At 63.3% G+C, this 22,401-nt stretch carries 23 protein-coding genes; 13 read left to right on the forward strand and 10 right to left on the reverse strand.

Features of this window, described 5'->3' with window-relative positions:
• Positions 1-10: 10 nt before the first annotated feature.
• From ACIGGE_RS08760 to ACIGGE_RS08770, 3 genes are all read right to left on the reverse strand, one after another.
• Complete coding sequence (locus tag ACIGGE_RS08760; protein WP_397490066.1) at positions 11-1,459, reverse strand: MATE family efflux transporter; 1,449 nt, start codon at positions 1,457-1,459, stop codon at positions 11-13.
• Positions 1,456-2,190 carry a 7-carboxy-7-deazaguanine synthase QueE gene (locus ACIGGE_RS08765; protein WP_397490067.1) on the reverse strand — a complete coding sequence of 245 codons (735 nt, stop codon included), beginning with the start codon at positions 2,188-2,190 and terminating at the stop codon, positions 1,456-1,458. Before ACIGGE_RS08765 ends, ACIGGE_RS08760 begins: the two co-directional genes overlap by 4 nt.
• A 238-nt stretch (positions 2,191-2,428) precedes the next feature.
• The gene (locus ACIGGE_RS08770) at positions 2,429-5,146 is read right to left on the reverse strand and encodes a valine--tRNA ligase (protein ID WP_397490068.1); all 2,718 of its coding nucleotides are present in this window, start codon (positions 5,144-5,146) and stop codon (positions 2,429-2,431) included.
• A gap of 102 nt (positions 5,147-5,248) precedes the next feature.
• Between ACIGGE_RS08770 and ACIGGE_RS08775 the strand changes: the two genes are divergently transcribed.
• The 4 genes from ACIGGE_RS08775 to ACIGGE_RS08790 are packed head-to-tail and all read left to right on the forward strand — an operon-like array spanning position 5,249 to position 8,829.
• Entirely contained in the window at positions 5,249-6,361 is a 1,113-nt protein-coding gene (locus ACIGGE_RS08775; RefSeq protein ID WP_397490069.1) for an MlaE family ABC transporter permease, read from the forward strand.
• Positions 6,361-7,263, forward strand: coding sequence for an ABC transporter ATP-binding protein (locus tag ACIGGE_RS08780; protein WP_103022725.1), 903 nt, complete (start codon positions 6,361-6,363; stop codon positions 7,261-7,263). The genes ACIGGE_RS08775 and ACIGGE_RS08780 overlap by 1 nt, the downstream gene beginning before the upstream one ends.
• 10 nt (positions 7,264-7,273) lie before the next feature.
• Positions 7,274-8,224, forward strand: a complete 951-nt coding sequence (locus ACIGGE_RS08785) for an MlaD family protein (RefSeq protein WP_103022520.1) — start codon at positions 7,274-7,276, stop codon at positions 8,222-8,224.
• 11 nt (positions 8,225-8,235) lie between these two features.
• Entirely contained in the window at positions 8,236-8,829 is a 594-nt protein-coding gene (locus ACIGGE_RS08790) for an ABC-type transport auxiliary lipoprotein family protein (RefSeq protein ID WP_196846741.1), read from the forward strand.
• Here the strand turns inward: ACIGGE_RS08790 and ACIGGE_RS08795 are convergent.
• From ACIGGE_RS08795 to crcB, 6 genes are read right to left on the reverse strand one after another with little or no spacing between them, the layout of a single operon-like run.
• On the reverse strand, positions 8,826-9,530 hold the full coding sequence (locus ACIGGE_RS08795) for an ATP12 family chaperone protein (protein ID WP_397490070.1): 705 nt from the start codon (positions 9,528-9,530) through the stop codon (positions 8,826-8,828). The two genes, ACIGGE_RS08790 and ACIGGE_RS08795, sit on opposite strands and share 4 nt — an antisense overlap.
• Complete coding sequence (locus tag ACIGGE_RS08800; RefSeq protein WP_103022523.1) at positions 9,527-9,736, reverse strand: hypothetical protein; 210 nt, start codon at positions 9,734-9,736, stop codon at positions 9,527-9,529. The genes ACIGGE_RS08795 and ACIGGE_RS08800 overlap by 4 nt, the downstream gene beginning before the upstream one ends.
• Positions 9,723-10,382 carry an HAD-IA family hydrolase gene (locus ACIGGE_RS08805; protein WP_397490071.1) on the reverse strand — a complete coding sequence of 220 codons (660 nt, stop codon included), beginning with the start codon at positions 10,380-10,382 and terminating at the stop codon, positions 9,723-9,725. The genes ACIGGE_RS08800 and ACIGGE_RS08805 overlap by 14 nt, the downstream gene beginning before the upstream one ends.
• On the reverse strand, positions 10,379-10,978 hold the full coding sequence (locus ACIGGE_RS08810) for an FMN-binding negative transcriptional regulator (protein ID WP_397490072.1): 600 nt from the start codon (positions 10,976-10,978) through the stop codon (positions 10,379-10,381). The genes ACIGGE_RS08805 and ACIGGE_RS08810 overlap by 4 nt, the downstream gene beginning before the upstream one ends.
• Complete coding sequence (locus ACIGGE_RS08815; protein ID WP_375245296.1) at positions 10,978-12,099, reverse strand: RluA family pseudouridine synthase; 1,122 nt, start codon at positions 12,097-12,099, stop codon at positions 10,978-10,980. The genes ACIGGE_RS08810 and ACIGGE_RS08815 overlap by 1 nt, the downstream gene beginning before the upstream one ends.
• Positions 12,096-12,506: a fluoride efflux transporter CrcB gene (gene crcB, locus ACIGGE_RS08820; protein WP_103022527.1), complete on the reverse strand. Its 411-nt coding sequence runs from the start codon at positions 12,504-12,506 to the stop codon at positions 12,096-12,098. Before crcB ends, ACIGGE_RS08815 begins: the two co-directional genes overlap by 4 nt.
• Before the next feature lie 227 nt (positions 12,507-12,733).
• On the opposite strand from crcB, the gene rpsU reads away from it, so the two are divergent.
• The 7 genes from rpsU to gatB all read left to right on the forward strand — a co-directional run bounded on the left by rpsU (position 12,734) and on the right by gatB (position 18,745).
• A complete protein-coding gene (rpsU, locus tag ACIGGE_RS08825; RefSeq protein WP_011413239.1) occupies positions 12,734-12,940 on the forward strand; it encodes a 30S ribosomal protein S21 in 207 nt (68 codons plus the stop codon).
• A gap of 80 nt (positions 12,941-13,020) precedes the next feature.
• Positions 13,021-13,596, forward strand: coding sequence for an FKBP-type peptidyl-prolyl cis-trans isomerase (locus ACIGGE_RS08830; RefSeq protein ID WP_103022528.1), 576 nt, complete (start codon positions 13,021-13,023; stop codon positions 13,594-13,596).
• Between the two features lie 19 nt (positions 13,597-13,615).
• Positions 13,616-15,286 carry a DUF4153 domain-containing protein gene (locus tag ACIGGE_RS08835; RefSeq protein WP_397490073.1) on the forward strand — a complete coding sequence of 557 codons (1,671 nt, stop codon included), beginning with the start codon at positions 13,616-13,618 and terminating at the stop codon, positions 15,284-15,286.
• 49 nt (positions 15,287-15,335) lie between these two features.
• Positions 15,336-15,638: an Asp-tRNA(Asn)/Glu-tRNA(Gln) amidotransferase subunit GatC gene (gatC, locus tag ACIGGE_RS08840; protein ID WP_397490074.1), complete on the forward strand. Its 303-nt coding sequence runs from the start codon at positions 15,336-15,338 to the stop codon at positions 15,636-15,638.
• Entirely contained in the window at positions 15,638-17,119 is a 1,482-nt protein-coding gene (gatA, locus tag ACIGGE_RS08845; protein ID WP_397490075.1) for an Asp-tRNA(Asn)/Glu-tRNA(Gln) amidotransferase subunit GatA, read from the forward strand. Before gatC ends, gatA begins: the two co-directional genes overlap by 1 nt.
• Positions 17,116-17,256 (forward strand): hypothetical protein, encoded by a 141-nt coding sequence (locus ACIGGE_RS08850; RefSeq protein ID WP_158246564.1) that lies wholly within the window; start codon positions 17,116-17,118, stop codon positions 17,254-17,256. Before gatA ends, ACIGGE_RS08850 begins: the two co-directional genes overlap by 4 nt.
• Positions 17,249-18,745 carry an Asp-tRNA(Asn)/Glu-tRNA(Gln) amidotransferase subunit GatB gene (gene gatB / locus ACIGGE_RS08855; RefSeq protein ID WP_397490076.1) on the forward strand — a complete coding sequence of 499 codons (1,497 nt, stop codon included), beginning with the start codon at positions 17,249-17,251 and terminating at the stop codon, positions 18,743-18,745. Before ACIGGE_RS08850 ends, gatB begins: the two co-directional genes overlap by 8 nt.
• Positions 18,746-18,777: 32 nt before the next feature.
• Here gatB and ACIGGE_RS08860 read toward each other — a convergent pair whose 3' ends face one another.
• Positions 18,778-19,050, reverse strand: a complete 273-nt coding sequence (locus tag ACIGGE_RS08860) for a hypothetical protein (RefSeq protein ID WP_397490077.1) — start codon at positions 19,048-19,050, stop codon at positions 18,778-18,780.
• 209 nt (positions 19,051-19,259) lie between these two features.
• On the opposite strand from ACIGGE_RS08860, the gene ACIGGE_RS08865 reads away from it, so the two are divergent.
• Together ACIGGE_RS08865 and ACIGGE_RS08870 are read left to right on the forward strand one after the other, a co-directional pair.
• Complete coding sequence (locus tag ACIGGE_RS08865) at positions 19,260-21,440, forward strand: S46 family peptidase (RefSeq protein WP_397490078.1); 2,181 nt, start codon at positions 19,260-19,262, stop codon at positions 21,438-21,440.
• Between the two features lie 96 nt (positions 21,441-21,536).
• On the forward strand, positions 21,537-22,385 hold the full coding sequence (locus ACIGGE_RS08870) for a hypothetical protein (protein WP_103022533.1): 849 nt from the start codon (positions 21,537-21,539) through the stop codon (positions 22,383-22,385).
• The last annotated feature ends 16 nt before the right edge of the window (positions 22,386-22,401 follow it).

A 22,401-nucleotide genomic window follows, 5' to 3' on the forward strand; every position in this document is an offset into this window, starting at 1 on the left:
TCTCGCGGCGTTACATGTCGGGCTTGAACCGCCCGACCGCTTCGCCATTCGTATTGACCTCCTCCGCCGCGCGTTCCGGCGAGATGGCGCGTGCCTTGAGGCGCCAGCCCTTGCGGCGATAGGCGACGATCGCCAGCGCAACGCCGACGAAGGAGCCGAAGGGGAAGCTCAGCCACAGGGCATCCTGTCCCAGCGTGTCGACCAGAGCGTAGTAGAAGCCGAGCCGCGCCGGGAACAGCGCGATCCCCAGCACGATCAGCGGCGCATAGACGACGCCGCCAGCGCGCATGGTGCCGAACAGCACGATCGTCACCCCGAAGATGATGAAGCTCCAGCTCGCCAGGAACTGGATGTGGCGGGCCAGCGCCACGGCAGGACTTTCGGGACCCAGGAACAGAACCAGCGCCGCGCGGTCGAACAGCAGCAGCAGCGCGGTCATGACGCCGGTCAGCACCAGGTTCGTGGTCACCCCGGCGCGGCTGATCTGGTCCAGCCGGTCCAGCTTGCCCGCCCCGATGGCCTGCGCCGCCATGGCACTGGCCCCGGCACCGATCGCCATCGCGGGCATCTGGAGATAGGTCCATAATTGCAGCGACGCGCTGTAGGCGGCGGCCGCAAGCAGCCCTTCGCGGTTGACGAGGCCGATGAAGACGATCCCCGCCGAAGACACCAGCAGCATCTGCGCCCCCATCGGCAGACCCTTGCCGAGGATGTAGCCCATTTCGGCCCGCCGCGGGATGAGATAGCCAATTTCCCTGCCGCGCAGCCGCAGGGGCAGATCGCGCCAGTAGACATAGGCGACCAGCCCGGCGAGCGACACATAGCCCGCGATCGCGGTGGACAGCGCCGACCCGGCAATACCAAGCCGCGGGAAGGGGCCGATCCCGGCAATCAGCAGCGGGTTGAGCACGATATCGAGCACGACCGTCAGCGCCATGAAAATGAAGGGCGTTCGCGCATCCCCCGAACCGCGCAGGCCCATGGCGATCATCACCGTGGCCATGGAACCGGGGATCGCGATGAAGATGACGCGCAGATATGACAAAGCGAGCGTGTAGGCCTGTTCCGGTGTGCCCAGCGCCTGCAGCAGGGCGGGCGATGCCAGCCAGCCTGCAATCGCCACAATCAGCGCGAGCGTAAGGCAGAACCCCATGGCGGTGCCGAATGTCCGCCGCGCCTGATCGGTATCGGATGCACCGAACGCCTGCCCCATCTTGACCGTTGCCGCCATGCCGAAACCGAAGACGGCGGCGAAGGTGAGGAACATGATGATATTGGCATTGGCGGTTGCAGCCAGTGCCGCTTCACCCAGCAGCCGCCCGACCCAGATCGAATTGACCGAGCCGTTGAGCGACTGGAGCAGATTGGATGCGAGCGTGGGCAGGCTGAACAGGACCAGTGTCTTGAGAACCGGTCCGCTGGTCAGATCGCGCGGCTTGGCTGGCGTCGGCGGTCTCATGTGGCCCGTGTGTCTCCGAACAGGTGGATGTGCAGGCGGTCGCTCAACCGGAAACCATGGCGCACGCAGAGCGGCGCGAGCCATTTCTCGCGCTCGCGCAAGGTCTCGCTATCGGTGCCTTCGGCCATCAGGAACACATGGCCGGGCCTGAAGCGGTACCGGTCGCGCAGCGCCAGGACCTCGTCGACGTCTGCGGGTTCCGCGATCACGAATTTGAACCACGCGCGCGGATCGGTGGCATAGGCATCGAGCCGTTCGGGCAGCAGCGCCAGTTCGGCGGGATTGCCGCTATGCGCCAGCTTGGGGCTGACGTTGAACTGGTCGATGCGGATATCGAGCGGGGCGGGGGCCCTGGTGGTCCCGTTGGTTTCGATCTCGACCGACACATCGGGCAACAGCTCGAGCAGGCGGCCAAGGGCAGGGGCCTGCAGCAAGGGTTCGCCCCCGGTTATGACAAGGCGGCTTTGCCCCAGCGCCGTGATGCGCGCGGCGACTTCATCTTCCGGCAGCGAGAGCTGGTTGGCCTTGCGGTCGTATTCCACGCCGCCGCGATGGGGGCGTTCGTCGCCCTGGAAATGCCAGGTATAGGCGGTGTCGCACCACACACAGGCAAGGTTGCAGCGCGACAGGCGCATGAAGGCGACCGGCATGCCCATGCTCGGCCCTTCGCCCTGAACCGACGCGAAAATTTCCGGCCCGCCTTCATCGTCGGTCGCGAGTATCAGCGCCATGCCAGTCCTGACGGGTTTACACCGACCCCATGCAAAATAAAAACTCCGGCAGGCCGCGACGCTGCGCTCAAATTATTGTGAGAAAACAGGAAAGTTGGCTTTCCCCAATTCGAAGGTGTCACCTTTCGCGCAGGCCCTGTCACGATGATTTCCCACATGCGTTTCGCGCAGATACGGATGGGCCGGGGATTCATATCCCCGGCATAGGCAAAATGTCCCCGTGTAGGAAAGAGCTACCTTACCCCAGCCGCGCCAGCGCAGCAGTCAGGCGTTCGACCTCTGCGGTGTGATGGGCGTGATCGGCGCGGGCCTTTTCGACCGCTTCGGGCTTGGCGCGATCGACGAAGTTCGCGTTGGACAGACGCCCTTCGAGCGACTTGGCTTCCTTGGTGGACGCTTCGAGCGCCTTGGAAAGGCGGGCTTTCTCGGACGCAATGTCGATCACACCTTCAAGCGGGATCACGAAGGCATCCTCGCCGGCTGCGATCTGCATGGCGGCACCGGCGGGGGCATCGGCCATGTGGATCGGGGTCAGGCGGGCAAGCCGCTCGATCGCTGCGCCATTGGCCTCGACCACCGATTTCGCCAGCGTGCTGGGCGCCGGGCAGAAAGCTTCGAGCTTCGCGCCCGGCGGAATGCCCAGTTCGTTCTTGGCGGTACGCACCGCGCTGGTCAGCGCGATCAGCCAGTCGATTTCCGCCTTGGCCGCCGCGTCGATCTCGGCCTGCGGATCGGGCCATTGCGCAGTGATCAGCGGGTAATCGGCGCGTTCGGCCTGCTTGGACCACAGCTCTTCGGTGATGAAGGGCATGAACGGGTGCAGCATGACCAGGATCTGGTCGAGCGCCCAGCCGGCTACCGCCTTCGTCTCGTCATCGAAATTGCCCTTGATCAGTTCGATGTACCAGTCGCAGAACCGGTCCCACACGAAGTGGTAGATCGTGTTCGCGGCCGCATCGAAACGCAGTTCGGCCAGCGCCTTGTCGAGCGCGTCCCTGGTTTCGATGACTTCGCCGATGATCCAGCGATTGACCGCCAGCTTGGGGGATAGCCCCGGGCCGGTATGATCGCCGATGCCGCCGACGATCCCGTTGGACTGGCAGAAGCGCGTGGCATTCCACAGCTTGGTCGCGAAATTGCGGTATCCCTCGATCCGCTTGTCATCCATCTTGATGTCGCGGCCCTGGCTTTCCATCGCCGCCATGAAGAAGCGCAGCGCATCGGCGCCGTACTGGTCGATCAGGCCCAGCGGATCGACGACATTGCCCTTGGACTTGGACATCTTCTGCCCGTCTGCCGCGCGGACAAGGCCGTGGAGATAGAGCCTGGGCCAGGGGTTCTGGCCGGTGTTGTACTGCCCCATCATCATCATCCGGGCATCCCAGAAGAACAGGATGTCGAAGCCGGAGATCAGCAGGCTGTTGGGGTAGTGCTTTTCGACGAGATCGGTCTTGTCCGGCCAGCCGAGGGTGGCGGACGGCCACAGCGCGGAAGAGAACCAGGTGTCGAGGACGTCTTCGTCGCGGGTCAGCGCGATGCCGTCGCCAGCCTGTGCCTGCGCCTCTTCTTGCGTCATCGCGACATAGGCTTTGCCGTCGGCGTCATACCACGCCGGGATCCGGTGACCCCACCAGAGCTGGCGGCTGACGCACCAGGGCTGGATGTTTTCCATCCAGTTGAAGAAGGTCTTCTCCCAGCTTTTCGGGACGATTTCGACTGCGCCGCTCTTCACGGCCTCGATCGGCTTCTTCGCCAGCGTTTCGGCATCGACATACCACTGGTCGGTCAGCCAGGGTTCGATCACCACGCCGCCGCGGTCGCCGAACGGCGTCGCGATGGTGCGCGGTTCGGCATCGTGCTCGACAGCGTTGCCTTCCTTGTCCTTCGTGACATGCGGAATGAGGCAATCCAGTTCCTTCAGTCGCCGGACGACCAGTTCGCGGGCGCCGTCCACGCCCTCGCGCTTGAAGCGGTGAAGGCCGAGGAATTCCTCCGGCACCAGCCCGTCCGCTGTCTGGCAGACATTGGCTTCGCCATCGAGCATGTTGAGCATGTCGGCTGGCTTGAACCCGGCGCGCTTGCCGACTTCGAAATCGTTGAAGTCGTGGCCCGGCGTGATCTTGACCGCGCCCGAACCGAGTTCGGGATCGGCATGTTCGTCCGCGACGATGGGCACGCGGCGGCCGGTGATGGGCAGCACGACATGCTTGCCCACGACCGATGCGTAACGCGCATCATCGGGATGCACGGCAACCGCCATATCGGCCAGCATGGTTTCGGGCCGCGTGGTGGCGACTTCGATGTAATCGCGCCCGTCGGCCAGCGTCACACCGTCTTCGAGCGGATATCTGAAGTGCCAGAAACTGCCCTTCACATCCTGCGTCTCGACCTCGAGATCGGAAATCGCCGTCTTCAGCTTGGGATCCCAGTTGACCAGCCGCTTGTCGCGATAGATCAGCCCGTCATTATGCAGGTCGACGAAGGTCTTGAGCACGGCCTGCGAAAAATGATCGTCCATCGTGAACTGTTCGCGCGACCAGTCCATCGAACAACCCAGACGGCGCAGCTGGCGGGTGATCGTGCCGCCGCTTTCTTCCTTCCATTCCCACACCTTCGCGATGAAATCCTCGCGCGAATAATTGGTGCGTTTGTCCTGACTGGCCTCGAGCTGGCGTTCCACCACCATCTGCGTGGCAATGCCTGCGTGATCGGTGCCGACCACCCACAACGCATCCTTGCCGCGCAGCCGTTCGTAACGGATCATCACGTCCTGCAGGGTGTTGTCGAGCGCGTGGCCGATATGCAGGCTGCCGGTCACATTGGGCGGCGGGTTGACGATGGTATAGGGTTCGGCCTGCGGGCGGTCGGGGCGGAACAGGCCCTCTCCTTCCCAATGCGCGTACCAGCGCGCCTCGATTTCGGCGGGATCGAATGTTTTCGGTAGCTCGGTGCTCATGGCGTCGCCTTTGCCAGCGCCCTTGTTGCGATGCAACGCTGCAGGTGATGTGCGGCGATAGTCGCTTGGCAAGCGACTCATTTCCCCTCATACCCGCCCGCAATGGGTGGTATTGCCGAATATGAGCTGGTCGAAGGGGATGACGGGGGCAATGTGCTCGTCCTGTCGGGACCCTTCCTGGTGTCCACGATCGGCCAGGTCGATCACGATCTGCGCGCGCTGGACGGGCAGATAACCAAGGTCGACCTGTCCGCAATCAGCGAAATCGACACGGTCGGCGCCTGGGTGGCCTGCAGTATTTCCAGAGAATTCAACGCCGACTTGACCGGGGCGAGCCCGCGGGCGGAACGTCTGATCGAAGCGCTGAAAGACACCGGCTCGAAGGAAGACATCGGCGCTCCGCGCCTGCCGGTGTTCGAACGCGTACCCGAAGCGATCGGCCAGAAGATGCTCAATGCCCGCAAGGGCGTTTACGGCGTGGTCGGCTTTCTGGGCGCGCTGCTTTTGTCCATCGGCAGCCTGATCCGCCATCCCAAGCGGTTCCGCTGGCTGGCGCTGGTCCGCCAGCTGGAACTGGTGGGTATTTCGGCCCTGCCGATCGTGGGGCTGATGAGCTTCCTGATCGGGATCGTCATTGCGCAGCAGGGGGCCGTGCAGCTGGCGCAGTTCGGGGCGGAAACGCTGACCGTGAACCTCGTCGGCCGGATTACCCTGCGCGAACTGGGCGTGCTGATGACCGCAATCATGGTCGCGGGCCGTTCGGGCAGCGCCTTTGCCGCGCAGATCGGCACCATGCGCCTGACCGAGGAAGTCGACGCCATGCAGACCATCGGCATATCCCCGATGGAAGCGCTGGTCGTGCCGCGAATCATGGCAGCAGTGCTGATGATGCCGCTGCTGGGCTTCTACGCTGCAGCCGTCGCCATCATCGGCGGCGCCGTGGTCGGGGAGTTCATGCTGGGCATACCGTTCTGGACCTTCCTGAGCCGTATTCAGGATGTCGTCCCGATCTACGATTTGTGGGTCGGCCTGCTCAAGGCGCCGGTCTTCGGCCTGATCGTGGCGCTGGCCGGTTGCTATCACGGCATGCAGGTGAAGGGGAATTCCGAAGACGTCGGCCTGCGCACCACAATGGCGGTGGTTACCGGCATCTTTGCCGTGATCGTGATCGACGCCTTCTTCGCGGTGTTCTTCACCAAGGTCGGGTGGGCCTGATGGCACAGGACGAAACCGGCCGGCAGCTCGAGCGCCACGAGCGTTTTCGCGGCGAATATCCGATCGAAGTGGAAGGGCTGACCAACCGCTTCGGCGATCAGGTCATTCACCAGGATCTCGATCTCAAGGTCAGGCGGGGGGAAATCCTCGGCGTGGTCGGCGGCTCGGGCACGGGCAAGTCGGTGCTGATGCGCTCCATCATCGGGTTGCAGCACCCTGCGGAAGGGGACATCCGTGTGTTCGGCCGTTCCGTGGTCGGCACCGATCCCGAACAGGATATCGGCATCCGCAATCGCTGGGGCGTGCTGTTCCAGGGCGGGGCGCTGTTCAGCACACTGACCGTGGGCGAAAACGTCGAAGTGCCGCTGAAGCAGTTCTATCCCGAAATCGATGCCGAGCTGCGCCATGAAATCGCGCGCTACAAGACGATCCTTTCGGGCCTGCCGGAAGAGGCGGTGAGCAAATATCCCAGCGAACTGTCCGGCGGGATGAAGAAGCGCGCCGGTCTGGCCCGCGCGCTGGCGCTCGATCCCGAACTGCTGTTCCTGGACGAACCGACCGCGGGGCTCGACCCCATCGGGGCGGCGGCGTTCGACAACCTTACGCGCGAGCTGAAGGAAACGCTGGGTCTCACCGTGTTCCTCATCACGCACGATCTCGATACGCTGCACGAAATCTGCGACCGCGTGGCGGTGCTGGCGGACAAGAAGGTGATCGCGGTCGATACGGTTCCCAATCTGATGGAACTGGACCACCCCTGGATACAGGAATATTTCAACGGGCCACGCGGCCGCGCGGCGCTGACGGCGCAGGCGCTCGACGAACTGCGCAGTCACATGGACAAGCCGCTCGCGGCGAACGTGGTCAAAGCGTTGGACAAACCGCCTGCGGGCAAGGCATAGGGCGAAACCAATGGAAACGCGGGCAAATCACGTTTGGGTGGGGGCGGTGTCGCTGCTGATCCTCGGCGCGCTCGCGCTGTTCATCGTCTGGCTCGCCAGGCTGGGCGGCGGCGCGCAGGACGAATACGACATCTTCTTCAAGCAGTCGGTATCGGGGTTGGCCAATGGCAGCGGCGTCGATTTTTCGGGCGTGCCGGTCGGTCAGGTCACCCAGATCGAACTGTGGGACAAGGATCCCGAATTCGTCCGCGTCCGCATCAAGGTGAAGGACACCGTGCCCATTCTCGTGGGCACCACCGCCACGATCCAGGGCAGCTTCACCGGCGTATCGACCATCACGCTCGATGGCGCGCGCACCGGTGCGCCGCCGATTTCGTGCGAGACGACCGCCTGCACCGAAGGCGTGCCGATCATTCCGCCCACGGCAGGCGGTGGCTTCGGCGCCGTGCTTGCCAGCGCGCCGCTGCTGCTGGAACGGCTGGCCACGCTGACCGAGCGGCTGACCGTCCTGCTCAGCGATCGCAACCAGGAACAGATTTCGCAGATCCTCGCCAATGCCAATGCCGCCAGCGCCGGTTTCGCCGATGCGGCCCCGCAGATGGAGCGCACGATGGCGGAACTCCAGGTGACGCTGCGCGAAGCGGCGGAAGCGCTCGACCAGTTCGAAACGGTCACCCGTTCGACCGATCGCATCATCAACCAGGAAGGCGAAGCCATCGCCCGCGATCTTCGCTCGACGCTGGAATCCGCCAGCGGTGCGGCCAAGGCGCTGGAAGACACGCTGAACGATGCCCGCCCCGCGACCAAGCAGCTGACCGAAAGCACGCTGCCCGCGGCAGAGGCGACGCTGCGCGATCTGCGCGCCACAAGCAAGGCGCTGCGCGACGTGACCGAGAAGATCGACGAAAAGGGTGCAGGTTCGCTGCTGTCGAGCCAGCCATTGCCTGATTACAAGCCGTGAGGGGCCTGAGCATGAAAAGCACCATTAAACTTGCCGCGCTGGCTCCGGCGCTGCTGCTGGGCGGCTGCCTCAGCTTCGGCGGCGAAGCGCCCGACAGCCTGCTGACGCTGACGCCCACCGCAACGGTTCCGGCCGGGGCAGGCGCGCCCATGTCGCAAAGCAACGCCATCGCGCTGGTCGAATTCGGATCGACCAAGGCGATCGATGTGACCCGCGTTCCGGTCCAGGTGACCGACACCGAACTGGCCTATCTGCAGGATGCCGTATGGGTCGATCGGCCCGCGCGCCTGTTCGGTCAGCTGGTTGCCGAAACCATCCGTTCGCGTACCGGCCGCATGGTCGTCGATGGTGACGATCCGGGCGTCGGCGCAATCGACCGGTTGCACGGCACGCTGCGCAGCTTCGGCTATGACGCGCGCAGCAGGGATGTGGTGGTCGTGTTCGATGCGGTCCGCAACGGCGCTTCGTCCAATGTGACGACGCGGCGGTTCGAATCGCGCGTTCCCGTTGCAGCGCCGGAAACGGCCTTCGTCGGTCCGGCGCTCAATCAGGCGGCCAATGATGTCGCCGGGCAGATCGCCGACTGGGTCGGCCAGGGCGCTTAACGCGTCGCGGCCAGCGTCGTAAAAACCTGCGCGGCCGAGAAATCGTCGGCCCGGCGTTTACGGACGGCTTCCGCTTCCTCGTCCCGGCCCCACCTGTCGGCCTGCCATTCTTCCTCGAGGTTGGCGTCCCGCCACAATGCCATGGGATCTTTGACGGCTTCCTCGCTCGCCAGCAGCGCAATGCACAGCGACGCGGCAAGCGATGCCATGGCCGTCACGCCGGCCAGCGCGAAATCGTCCAGCGTTTCCAGATGATGGCGCAGCGCCGCCAGCGTTTCTTCCGCCTGCGGGCGATGGACGATCCCGCTCACGCGCTGGAACCGCATGCCGAACCGGTTTTCCAGATGTTCGACCAGCGGCTCCCACCGGTCCTGCTGATGGCGATACAGCGCATCTTCGGGATCGGCGCGGTAACACAGCGTGTCGGTCTCGGCATAACCGATCAGCTTGTCGATCGCCGCGTCCCGGTCCGCCCGGACGATGTCGATGGCGAAATCCGCGTGATCGCGAAACAGGAACAGCCCGGGGTCGATCTTGTCGCCCTGATCCTGCCATTCGCTCGCCAGCGCATTCGCCAGAACGCGGCTCGGCACGATCTGCGGCTGCTTGCTGCCCTGCGTTCGGATGGCCCGGCCATCCAGCGAAACCTGCCAGCCGCCATCCACTTCGTCGACGGAAACGTCCTTGTAAAACCGCTTCACTTGCGGCTGCTCCACCGCTTGGCGAGCGTGGTCGGCACGATGAAAACGCCCACCAGCCCCAGCGCCATGAACAGGTAACCGAGCATTTCAGGGAACGGCAGGACTTCGCCCAGGATCAAGGCCCCGACCACGCCCAGCAACAGGCCGGACAGGCGCATGGCCTGAATCGCAAGGAACCGGGTTTTGGCGGGATCATGCTGGTCCACGGATCATCTCTCCTAATTGCGCTGCCGTATCGGCCACCGCGCTGGCCCCGGTGTCGATCAGTTCCTGCGCTTCGTGATAGCCCCACGAAACGCCGATCGCCCGCACGCCCGCGGCCACCGCCATTTCCATGTCGAAACTCGTATCGCCGATCATCACGGCCTCGCCCGGCGCCACTCCCGCTTCGACCAGGGCGGCTTCCAGCATCGCCGGGTGGGGCTTGGATGGATGGCGGTCGGCCGTCTGCAATGAAGTGAAGCGATGGCGGATGCCATGCGTGTCGAGGCATGAATGCAGGCCGCGATCGCTCTTGCCCGTCGCCACGGCCAGCAGCCAGTCTTCGGCCGCCAGTTCCTCGATCAATTCGGCAATTCCGGCAAACAGCGGCTCGCGCAGTCCGCCCGACTGGCGCAGGTCGCGAAATCCGGTCTTGTATGCTTCCACCACCGCATGGCGCTGTTCGTCGCTGACATCCGGCGCCAGTTCGCGCAGCGCATAGGGCAGGCTCAGCCCGACCATCCGGCGCACATGGTGCCGGTCGGGTGCGGCCAGCCCATTGCTGGTAAAGGCCAGTTCCATCGTCTCGCAGATCGCGGCCTGGCCATCCACCAGCGTCCCGTCACAATCGAACACCACCAGCCTGCTCATGCGGCATTTCCGCCGATGGCTGCGGCAAGCGCTTCGTTACCGTTCCCGGCAAGACCGGCGATGATCGCCGCGCGCTCTGCCGGGGTGCGTTTCTGCGATAGCTTGAAGGTCGGGCGCCATTCGCGCACCTCCATTTCGAAACCGACGATGGCCTTGAACAACCCGTTCCACATCGGCTCGCTCGCCTCCCCGGCGCTCCAGCGATCGCCTTCGATGCGGTGTTCGTGCGTGTCGATCAGATCGTAAAGCAACGTGTCGAGTTCGTCATCCGCGATGCGCCGCACCGGGCCTTCCATCTCGATCGCGACATAATCCCAGGTCGGCACCGTGTCGCGGTTGTCGTACCATCGCGGCGAAACATACCCGTCTGGGCCGTTGATCAGGGCGAGGGCGGTTGCTCCTTCCAGCGAACGGGTCAGGGCATTGCCCCGGGCAAGGTGGAATTGCAGCCGGTTCTCGTCGCGCAGGATAAAGGGGGTATGGGCAACCCGCGGCCCTTCGGGCGTGGTCAGAAACACCATGCCGAACGCCGCCCGGCCGATCCATTCGCGCATCAGCGCATGATCCTCGCTTCTGAAAAGCGGGTTGGGATGCATCAGCGCTTGCCCTTGGGCTTCGGCTTGCCGGTGGCTGCACCACGTGCGCGCCGCGGCGAACGCTGCGACTTGCGGAAGTTTTTCGCGTGCTGGCGCGCCTGCTGCTTCTTTTCCTCGCGGCTCTTGGGCGGCGGATCGTCGCGCATGGGGGTGGCGTCGCTGGCGTTCACATCGAAACCCAGCTGTTCGAGCGATGCGGCGAAATGTTCGGGCAGTTCTGCCGTTACGTCCAGCTTGCCGCCATCGGGACTGTCGATGATCAGGCGCCGCGCATGCAGATGCATCTTGCGGCTGATGGTTCCGGTAAGAAACGCATCCTTGCCGCCGTATTTCCCGTCGCCCACGATCGGATGGCCCATGGCCGCGCAATGGACGCGCAACTGGTGGGTTCGCCCGGTCATCGGCTGCAGTTCGAGCCAGGCGGCTTTCTTGCCCGCGCTGTCGACCACGCGATATTTGGTTTTCGCAGCCTGTCCGTCTTCATGGTCGACATGCATCTTCTCGCCGCCCGAACCGGGCTGCTTGGCCAGCGGGGCCTCGATCACACCTTCGCGGATATCGGGCACGCCGATCACCAGTGCCCAATAGACCTTCTTGGCGGAACGGCCCGAAAACCGCTTGGAAAAGAACGATGCGCTGCCCGGTGTGCGCGCCACCAGCAGCACGCCACTGGTATCCTTGTCCAGCCGGTGGACCAGCCGCGGGCGCACCTCGTCCTCACCCGGAGCATAGGCATCCAGCAGGCCATCGACGTGGTTGAACGTGTTGGTTCCGCCCTGCGTGGCAAGGCCCGGCGGCTTGTTCAGCACCAGCGCGCCCTTGGTCTTGGTGATGACCATGCCTTCGGCCTGCTCGATTTCGGCAGGCTTCAGCTCGCGCTTGGTCTTTTCCTTCTTGTGCGGCGCATCGCCGCCCGGGGGCACGCGGATCTGCTGGCCCTGTTCCAGCCGGTCGTCCGGCTTCACCCGCTTGCCGTCGACGCGCACCTGCCCGGTGCGGGCCCATTTGCTGACCGTGCCGAAGCCGACCTGGGGCAGGTGGCGCTTGAACCAGCGGTCCACCCGGATGCCATCGTCATCGGCCTCGACCGTGAAACTGCGCACTTCGTCGGAAGTCTTCATCCTGCCATCCTCATTACACCAAGGCCTACCATCAGTCCGGTGATGCCAAGCGCGATCGACAGGAAGGCGTAAAGCAGGGCGAACAGGTACTGACCGCGTTCGATCAGCAGCACCATTTCAAGGCTGAAGGCGCTGAAAGTCGTGAAGCCGCCCAGCAGGCCCACGCCCAGCAGCAGGCGCAGCTGTTCGCTCCCGCCCGATCCGTGGCGCGCCAGCCATCCGGCCAGCAGGCCCATGAACAGGCTGCCCGCGGCATTGGCGGCAAGCGTAGCGAACGGGAAAACGCTGATGATCGGGGCGCCCAGCCAGCTTGTCATGGCACGGCCAAGCTGCCAGCGGAGCACCGCACCGACCCCGCCGCCCAGAAAGACGTGCAGCGCTGCGACGAAGGGAGAAAAGGAGGACATCGCCGGTGCCCTTAGCCGCCATTTGCGCGTTCGTCATCCCGATGCGCGCGCCCGCATCTGCGATTGCTACAAACACTTGCCATTTACGGAGCGAATCCGTATGTGCGCACCCGTTCGAGCCGATCCGGAACGGATTCGGCGCGTATTTCGTTCTATTGGCGAAACCGTTTCAAGGAGGCAAAACCCGCTGCGCGGGCTCTGGCCCGCAAGTTGAGGTATTGAAGTTTATGCAGATCATGGTTCGCGATAACAATGTCGACCAAGCTCTCCGTGCGCTCAAGAAGAAGCTGCAGCGTGAAGGCGTATATCGCGAAATGAAGCTGCGCCGCCACTACGAAAAGCCCAGCGAAAAGCGCGCCCGTGAAAAGGCTGCTGCCGTTCGCCGCGCCCGCAAGATGGAACGTAAGCGCATGGAACGCGACGGCATCAAGTAAGTCGCTATTGCGGCTGCCACGAAGCTAAGCCATGAGGGCGCGGAGAAATCCGCGCCCTTTGCGTATCAGGACACTTTTTCATGACCGAGATTACCCGCGTTCCTCTCCAGCCCATCAAGAAAGGCTCGCTGACCAAGCTCTGGCTTGGCGTCGCGGTGGCCGTTTTGCTGGGTGCCGGCCTTGCCTGGGCCGCCATTCCCAAGGGGCTGGATGTCGAAACGGTAACCGCTGGCACGGGCGATTCGCCAAAAATGGGCGACGTGGTGTTCGTGAAATATGTCGGCAAGCTTGCCGACGGGACCGAATTCGATCGCTCGCAGCCGCTGCCGATCCCGCCCGGCCTGTTTCCGGAAGGTAATCCGCTGCTGCTCGAAGAAGGGGCGATCATCGATGGCTTCATCGAAGGGTTGACGCAGATGCAGAAGGGCGGCAGCTACGTCCTCACCATTCCGGCGGAACAGGCCTATGGCGCCGAACCGCCTCCCGGTTCGCCGATCCCGCCCAATGCCGATCTGACCTTCGATGTCGAAGTCGTCGATTTCATGAGCCGGGACGATTTCCAGGCCCGTGCCAATGCGCTCCAGCAGATGATGGGCCAGCAGCAGCAGGGCCAGCCGGGCGAACCCGGCCAGCCGGTGCCGCCGCCCGCCGAATAACCGATACGGGGGAGGTCGCATGAGCCAGCCCGGCGATCCGAATACGTCCTCCCTCCATTCCGACTGGCCGCTTCGCCCGTGGGGCCTTGCCGCCCTCCTGGGGCTGGCGGGCCTCGGTGTATATTTCCTTGCCGAATGGAATGCGGATGTGTGGGCGCCGTGGCGTGCCGCGCTGACCGCTGCTTTGGCCTTCGGGTCGCTCGCTCTCGCTTTCACCGTCGATCGCGGCCGCTGGAAACAGCCGCTCGCCTTTGCCGCCGTCGTGGCGCTGATCATGGGCGGGATCGCCTGGCGCGTCGCACTGGCCAGCGAAACCCATGTCGATGCGCCGTTCTGGTTCGCTGCCGGGATCGTCGCCATCGCGCTTGCGCTGCCGCTGTTCCAGGCCGGTTTTCATCGCTGGCGCTGGCGCACCTCCTACGATGAAACGCATTTCCATGTCTGGACCGATGCCATTTGCGTGGCAGGCGCGCTCGCCTTCGTCGGGCTATCGTGGCTGCTCCTGTTTCTCCTCGCGCAGCTCTTTGCCGCCATTAAGATCGATGTCCTGAAGACGCTCGTCGATCAGGGCTGGTTCGGCTGGATGTTTTCGGGCGCTGCATTCGGCGCCGCACTCGGCGTGTTGCGCAACCAGCTCAGGATCATCGGCACGCTGCAATCGGTCGTGATGCTGGTCTTCTCGATCATCGCCGTGCCGCTGGCGGTCGCGCTCGTCATATTCTTGCTGGCCGTCGTGGCCAGCGGCATTTCGGTGCTGTGGAACGCGACCGAAAGCCCCACGCCGCTTCTGCTCTCATTCGCCGCGGCCTGTTTCGTGCTCGTCAATGCCGTGGTCCGCAATGGCGATGCCGAAGCGAGCGGCAACCGCGTGCTGCGCTGGGCCGCGCTGGTGCTCGCGCTGGCGATCCTTCCGCTGGCGCTGCTCGCCGCGATCTCCACCGGCACGCGTATCTCCGAATACGGCCTCAGCCCGGAACGGCTGTGGGGCGTCGTCGCGGTGGCGGTGGCGGTGGCTTACGGTGTCGCCTATTTCATCGCTCCGATCCGCGGCCGGATGGCCGGGGCCATGGCCGGCTGGATGGACGGCGTGCGAACCGCCAATATGCACCTTGCGGTCGGCACCTGCGTGCTCGCCTTCATCCTTGCCCTGCCGCTGTTCGATTTCGGGGCGATCTCCACGCGCAACCAGCTCGCCCGGCTCGAATCGGGGGCGGTCACTGTTGAAGACTTCGATTTCGCTGCCTTGCGCTGGGATTTCGGTGACGCTGGCCGGCAGGCGCTGGCTCGCCTTGCCAAACGCAGCGGGCAGGTGGGGGAACTGGCGCAGGCCGCTGCCGCTCGGACGACCCGTTATTACGGGCGGACCGATCCCGATCGGGAACTTCGCATGACTTTCGACGATCCAGCGCTTGAGTCGCGCCTCCAAGCGTATGTTCGGGACCATTCATACAGTTGTTTTGACATGTGTATCGGTGTCGATTTGGGCGAAATTGGCGGTACGCGGCAGGTCGCCCTGCTGCAGGGCTCCACCTATACCCGCCTCAAAGTGCCCGCTTCCGGCCCTCTCACCGAAGCGCCGCCTCCTGCGCCAACGCCCCCGATTTCCGCCGATTCCGTGTTGGAAGTGCGCCCGGTCGAGCGCCGCTACATCGTCGTCGACGGCCAGCCTTTCGGCCCGCCGCTGGACTGATGCGCGATGCCGCTTGAAGCAGGCCCCCCGCACCGCTAACGCGCGCGGTATGTCAGTTACACGCGAAGAAGTGGCGAAGATCGCCTCGCTCGCCCGCATCAAGATGGGCGAGGATGAACTCGAACGCATGGTGCCCGAACTCAACGGGATCCTTGCCTGGGTCGAACAGCTGGGCGAGGTCGATTGCTCCGGCGTCGAACCGATGACCGCGGTCATCTCCAATACGTTGCGCCTGCGCGACGATGTGGTCGATGCCGACCCGAAGACCGCAGGCGGGCGCCGCGACGATGTGCTCGCCAACGCCCCTGCTGCGGAACACGGCTTCTTCGGCGTGCCCAAGGTGATCGAATAATGAGCGATATTCTCGACTTAGGCGTCAAGGACATCCGCGACGGGGTGGCCAAGGGCGACTTCACCGCGCGCGAAGTGGCAGATGCTTTCAATACCGCAGTCGCCGCCGCGAGCGAACTCAACGCATTCATCGTGACGACGCCCGACCACGCCACGGCGGCCGCCGACGCGGTCGATGCGCGGCGCGAAAAGGGCGAAGATCTCGGCAAGATGGGCGGCGTGCCGATCGGCATGAAGGACCTGTTCGCCACCAAGGGCGTACAGACCACCGCGGCAAGCCACATCCTTGAAGGCTTTACCCCGCAATATGAAAGCACCGTGTCGCAGAATCTCTGGGATGCGGGCGCGGGCATGCTGGGCAAGCTCAATCTCGACCAGTTCGCCATGGGCAGCTCTAACGAGACCTCCTATTTCGGCAATGTCTCGTCTCCTTGGAAGAAAGACGGCACCAATGCCGCGATGAGCCCGGGCGGGTCGTCCGGCGGATCGTCCAGCGCCGTCTCCGCTCGCATCGCACCGGCGGCGACTGGCACTGACACCGGCGGATCCATCCGACAGCCTGCTGCCTTTACCGGCATTTGCGGCATCAAGCCGACCTATGGCCGATGCAGTCGCTGGGGCGTAGTGGCCTTCGCCAGCAGCCTCGACCAGGCCGGCCCCATGGCGCGCAGCGTCGAAGATTGCGCCATCATGCTCGAAGCCATGGCCGGTTTCGATCCGAAGGATTCGACCAGCCTGGAAATGGACGTGCCAGCCTGGGAATCCGGGCTCGACGCGAACCTCAAAGGCAAGAAGATCGGTATCCCCAGAGAATACCGCATGGATGGCACCGACGAGGAAATCCTCAAGAGCTGGGAGCAGGGCAAGGAATGGCTGCGCGATGCGGGCGCCGAGATCGTCGATATCTCTTTGCCGCACACCAAATATGCGCTGCCTGCCTATTACATCGTCGCACCTGCCGAAGCGTCGAGCAATCTCGCGCGCTATGACGGCGTCCGTTATGGTCTGCGCGATCTCCCCGACGGGGCGGGGTTGCAGGATATGTACGCCGCCACCCGCGCCGCCGGTTTCGGAGATGAGGTCAAGCGCCGCATCCTGATCGGCACCTATGTGCTGAGCGCCGGCTTCTACGATGCCTACTACACGCAGGCGCAGAAAATCCGCACGCTCATCAGCCAGGATTTCTCCACGGCGTTCGGCGAATGCGATGCGATCCTTGCACCGACCACGCCGACGGCCAGTTTTCCGCTGGGCGAAAACCAGGACGATCCGCTGGCGATGTACCTGAACGATGTGTTCGCGGTCCCGGCAAGCCTTGCCGGTCTGCCCGCGATGAGCGTGCCGGCCATGCTCAACGCCGACGGTCTTCCGCTTGGCCTGCAGATCGTTGGCAAGCCTTTCGACGAACAGGGTGTGCTGAATGCCGGGCTGGCGATCCAGCAGCGCGCCGGGTTTGAGGCGAAACCGGAGAAGTGGTGGTGAACGAGGCCATCTTCACACTCGTAGCCGCCGTGGCGGTTCTCGGCGTGATGGCGGTGCCCGCAATCCTTTCGAGGCGCATCAGCCACGGCGAGGCACGTTTCAAGAGCGACAATGGAAAGTCGAAAGACGATGACTGATTATCGTATTCAGGGCGCAACGGGCGAATGGGAAGTCGTGATCGGCCTGGAAGTCCACGCGCAGGTCACGTCCAACGCCAAGCTGTTCAGCGGTGCCAGCACGGCTTTCGGTGCCGAGCCCAACTCGCAGGTCAGCCTCGTCGATGCTGCGATGCCCGGCATGCTGCCTGTGCCCAATCGCGAATGTATCCGCCAGGCGGTGCGCACCGGCATGGCAATCGAGGCGCAGATCAACAAATACAGCCGGTTCGATCGCAAGAACTACTTTTACGCCGATCTTCCGCAAGGCTATCAGATCAGCCAGCTGTACCATCCGATCGTGGGTGAAGGGCAGCTGCTGATCGATGCAGATGAAAAGGCCGGCATCCCGGAAGACAAGATCATCGGGATCGAGCGCATCCATGTCGAGCAGGACGCCGGCAAGCTGATGCACGATCAGCACCCCACCATGTCCTATGTCGATCTCAACCGCAGCGGCGTGGCCTTGATGGAGATCGTGTCCAAGCCCGACATGCGCAGCCCGGCCGAAGCCGGTGCCTATGTGCGTAAGCTGCGTTCGATCTTGCGCTATGTCGGCTCGTGCGATGGCAATATGGAAGAAGGTTCGATGCGCGCCGACGTGAATGTCAGCGTGCGCAAACCGGGCGAAGGATTCGGCACGCGGACCGAAACGAAGAACGTCAATTCGGTGCGCTTCGTCATGCAGGTCATCGAATACGAGGCGAACCGACAGGTCGATGTGCTGGAGAACGGCGGCACGGTCGATCAGGAAACGCGCCTGTTCGACGTGGCGAGCGGCACGACGCGGACCATGCGCAGCAAGGAAGATGCGCACGACTACCGCTACTTCCCCGACCCGGACCTGCTGCCGCTGGAGCTGGAAGACGGCTTCCTCGACGATTGCCGTGCGAGCCTGCCCGAACTGCCCGATGCCAAGCGAAAGCGGTATGAAAGCGAACTCGGCCTGACGCCGTACAACGCGCGCGAACTGACGGCGGAGGTCGAGACTTTCGCCCGGTTCGAGACCTTACTGGCCGCAACCGCAACGAAGATCGGCAAAAGCGAGGCGCAGGTCGCAACGCAGGTGGCGAACTGGGCTCTGTCGGTTGCGCCGGGCGTCCTGAAATCGCTCGGTGACGAAGCCGATCCAGCCAATGCGACCGCACAGGCGCAGGCCGGCATCCTCGCCATGCAGGACAAGGGCGAGATATCGGGTGGCCAGGCCAAGGAAATTTACGAAATCGTCCTTAAGACTGGCCGCGATCCGGAAGAGATCGCCGATGCCGAAGGCCTCAAGCAGGTCAGCGATACCGGTGCGATCGAAGCCGCGATCGACAAGATCATTGCCGACAACGAGGACAAGGTCGCCGAATATCGCGGCGGCAAGGACAAGCTCTTCGGTTTCTTCGTCGGCCAGACGATGAAGGCGATGCAGGGCAAGGCCAATCCTGCGGTGGTCAACCAGATCCTGAAAGACAAGCTGGGCTGACGCGAACGTCGAAGCGCGTCATGGGCGCTGTTTCAGGACGTTTGCGGACAGTCCGGATTGTCCGCGACTTCCCAGATGCGGTCCGATCGTCCGTCGCGTTCCCGCGCATAGCGAGCGAGTTGAACCAGTTGTTCCTGGGTATCCGGACGGTCGTTATCGCAGACTACGGCAAGGACCCGGCTTTCCAGCGCTAGGTCCGGACTGGGCTCGGAGGCTGAAGGGCTGTCGCTGCCATCGTCGGCGAGCGAGCAACCAGCCAGTCCGGTGGCGAGCAGTAAGCATATGGCTGTGTGTTTACCCAGCATGTTGCGGAAGGTGCGCGCCTGTTTTGTTCATTTCAAGGCAGCGACATTCGTCTGATCCCTTCCCAGAAGCTGCTCGTCCTGCTTGCACCGTTCTGCGCCTAAACTTTGTGTGTGGTCAAAGCCATGGCCTCGCTTGAACGGTGCGGCCAAGCGGACTAGCGATATCGGCGGGACGCGCGTTCTGCGCGCTGGAAGGGATCGTACCTATCATGTCAAAATCTGTTTTTGCTGCGGCGCTGCTCGCCGGCGCGGCCACATCCACTCTGTCGCTGGCAGCGCCGCTCGCTGCCAAGGAGGGGATGTTCACGCCCGGACAACTGCCAGAGATCGCAGACGATCTGCGCAAAACCGGCCTGGAAGTATCGCCCGAAGCCTTGTCGGACCTGACGGGCTTTCCGATGGGCGCCATTGTCCAGTTGCAGGGTTGTTCGGCCAGCTTCGTTTCGGACGAAGGGCTGGTGGTTACCAATCACCACTGCGCCCGTGGATCGGTGCAGTACAATTCCACGGCTGAGAACAACTATCTCGAAAACGGCTTCCTCGCCAAGGCGAAGGGCGAAGAATTGCCTGCCGCACCCGGATCGCGTGTGTATGTCACCACCGATATCAGCGATGTGACGGCGCGCGTCCGCGAAGGCATCGACGCACTTTCGCCAAATGAGCGTTACGATACCGTCGATCAGCGGGTGAAGGATATCACCGCGGAATGCGAACAGGACGCGGGATATCGCTGCCTAGTCGCCAGTTTCTATGGCGGCGAGGAATACACGCTGATCAAGCGGCTCGAGGTGAAGGACGTACGGCTGGTTTACGCGCCGGCCGATTCTATCGGCAAATATGGCGGCGATATCGATAACTGGATGTGGCCGCGTCACACTGGCGATTTTTCATTCTATCGCGCTTATGTCGCGCCGGATGGGACCTCTGCCGAATATTCAGAAGACAATGTCCCGTACCGTCCCAAGCATCATCTCAAGGTGAGTGCTGCCGGTCTCGATGACGGCGATTTCGTTATGGCTGCAGGCTATCCGGGATCGACCAATCGCTACACGCGGCTCGGCGAAGTGAAGAACACGTTCGAGTGGACCTATCCGACATTCGTCACACTGCTGAACAACTGGATCGACACGATCGAGGAAGCAGCACCCGAAGGTTCGGACGCGCGTGTGAAGTATGAATCGCGCCTCGCCGGTCTCAACAACTACGAAAAGAACCTGCGCGGCCAGATCGACGGCGCGCGCCGGGTCAACCTCGTCGGCCTGCGCGCAGAACGCGAAGCTGAGCTCGATGCCTGGATTGCTGCCGATCCTTCGCGCAGCGGCTACGGCGAAGCGATCGCGGCCCTCGATGAACTGTCGGAAGAAAGCGCCACGGCGGCCCGCACCAATTTCTGGTATGGTAATGTGACCAACCCGCAGTTGCTCGGCACCGCGCAGCGTCTCTATCGCCTTGCGAAGGAAAAGGAGAAGCCCGACGCCCAGCGCGAGAGCGGGTATCAGGAACGCGACATGGCGTTCTTCCGGCAGGGATTGCAGGCGCTTGACCGGCGGTACGATGCTTCGGTCGACAAGGCTGAATGGCTCCTGTTCCTGAACGGTTATCTGGCTCAGCCTGCGGCCGAACGCGTTGCCGTCTTCGATCAGGCGACAGGCCTGGCAGGCGTGACCGATGCCGCGCAGGCCGAGCCGATCGTCGATCGGTATTACGCCAACACGACGCTGGGCGATACTGAAACGCGCCTCGCGCTGATGGATGCAAGTGTAGCCGATCTGGAAGCCAGCAAAGACCCGTTCATGCAGCTCGCGGTCGCTCTTTACGACTACGGGATCGATCTGGAACAACAGAGCGAGGAACGGGCAGGGCGCGCGCTGGTGCTGCGTCCGGCCTATATGCAGGCAATCACACAATGGCAGCGCTCTCAAGGCATCGCCACCTACCCTGATGCCAACAGCACGCTCCGCGTCACGTATGGCAAGGTTCTTGGCGGTAGCCCGCGTGATGGCATGGCCTATCTGCCGTTCACCACGCTGGAAGGCATACTCGAAAAGGACACAGGCGAAGACCCGTTCAATGCGCCGGCCAAGCAACTGACCGAAATCCGTGCGGGCGATTATGGCGATTATGCGCTCGACAGTATCGGATCGGTGCCGGTCAACTTCCTGTCGGACCTCGACAGCACCGGCGGCAACAGCGGCTCGGCAACACTCAATTCCCGCGCCGAACTCGTGGGGCTGTTGTTCGACGGGACCTTCGAAAGCGTCAATTCGGACTGGTATTTCGATCCGCGCACCACGCGCACGATCCATGTCGATACCCGTTACATGCTGTGGGTGATGGACAAGGTCGATGGTGCACAGGCACTGATCGAAGAAATGGACGTAGTGCGTTAACGCATTGAGAAGTATGAGTGAACGAACGGATGGGACTTCGCAGTCTCGTTCGTTCGTTTCGCGATTGCACACATGATTTGCACCGGGGGGAGCAATATGAAGTTCTGGACAGTCTTGATACCGTGCGCGCTGGCAATGTCGGCACCGCTTTGCGCTGAAACGCTTACCAATGCCGATGTCCTCACTCTGCTCGATGCGGGGCTGGGGGACGAAGCCGTCATCGCCAAGATCGAAACCGATCAAGGCAGTTACGCTACCGATACGGCGACCTTGCTGGAATTGAGAACCAGGGGCGTGTCCAGCGCCGTGATCGCGGCGATGGTCAAGAAGACATCTGTCGCACCGGCCATGTCGGACAGCGCAGCCGATCCGCTCGCTCCACATTTTCCCGGCGTCTATCTGTACGACGACTGGTCGGCTGAGCCGCGGATGTGGAAGATTGATCCGACATCTTCCACACAGACAAAAACGGGCGGCATTTTCGGATATGCGCTGACGGGTGGAATCGCCAGCGCGAGCGTGAAGGCGGTCATTCCGGGGGAGGAAGCGCGATTTGTTTCTCCCAAATCCAACCCGGTATTTTATGTCTATCTCGGCAATGCCAATGGCGAGGCGAGCGGAACGTTCTCGACAGGGTTCGGCGCATCGGTCCAGTCGCCGAACGAGTTTTCGCTCGTGGAACTGGAGCAGAAGAAAGGCCGCCGCGAAGCGCGTATCGGCAGTATGAACATCGCCGGTGCCAAGGCGGGCGTGATGGACAAGGACCAGATCCCTTTCACCTACGAGCAGGTGGCGCAGGGAGTGTACAAACTTACGCCGGAGACTGCACTGGAGAAGGGCCAGTATGGCTTCATCTTCGCTGTTGGCGGAGGGGCCGGCCCCGGCCTCGTCGGTAGTGCGGGTACAGCCGGCGCGCGCGTTTTCGCCTTCGGCGTGGGCGAGTAGGTAAGGCCGAAAGATC

It is taken from the genome of Qipengyuania sp. NPDC077410 (assembly GCF_044543405.1).
Classification (GTDB): domain Bacteria; phylum Pseudomonadota; class Alphaproteobacteria; order Sphingomonadales; family Sphingomonadaceae; genus Qipengyuania; species Qipengyuania pacifica.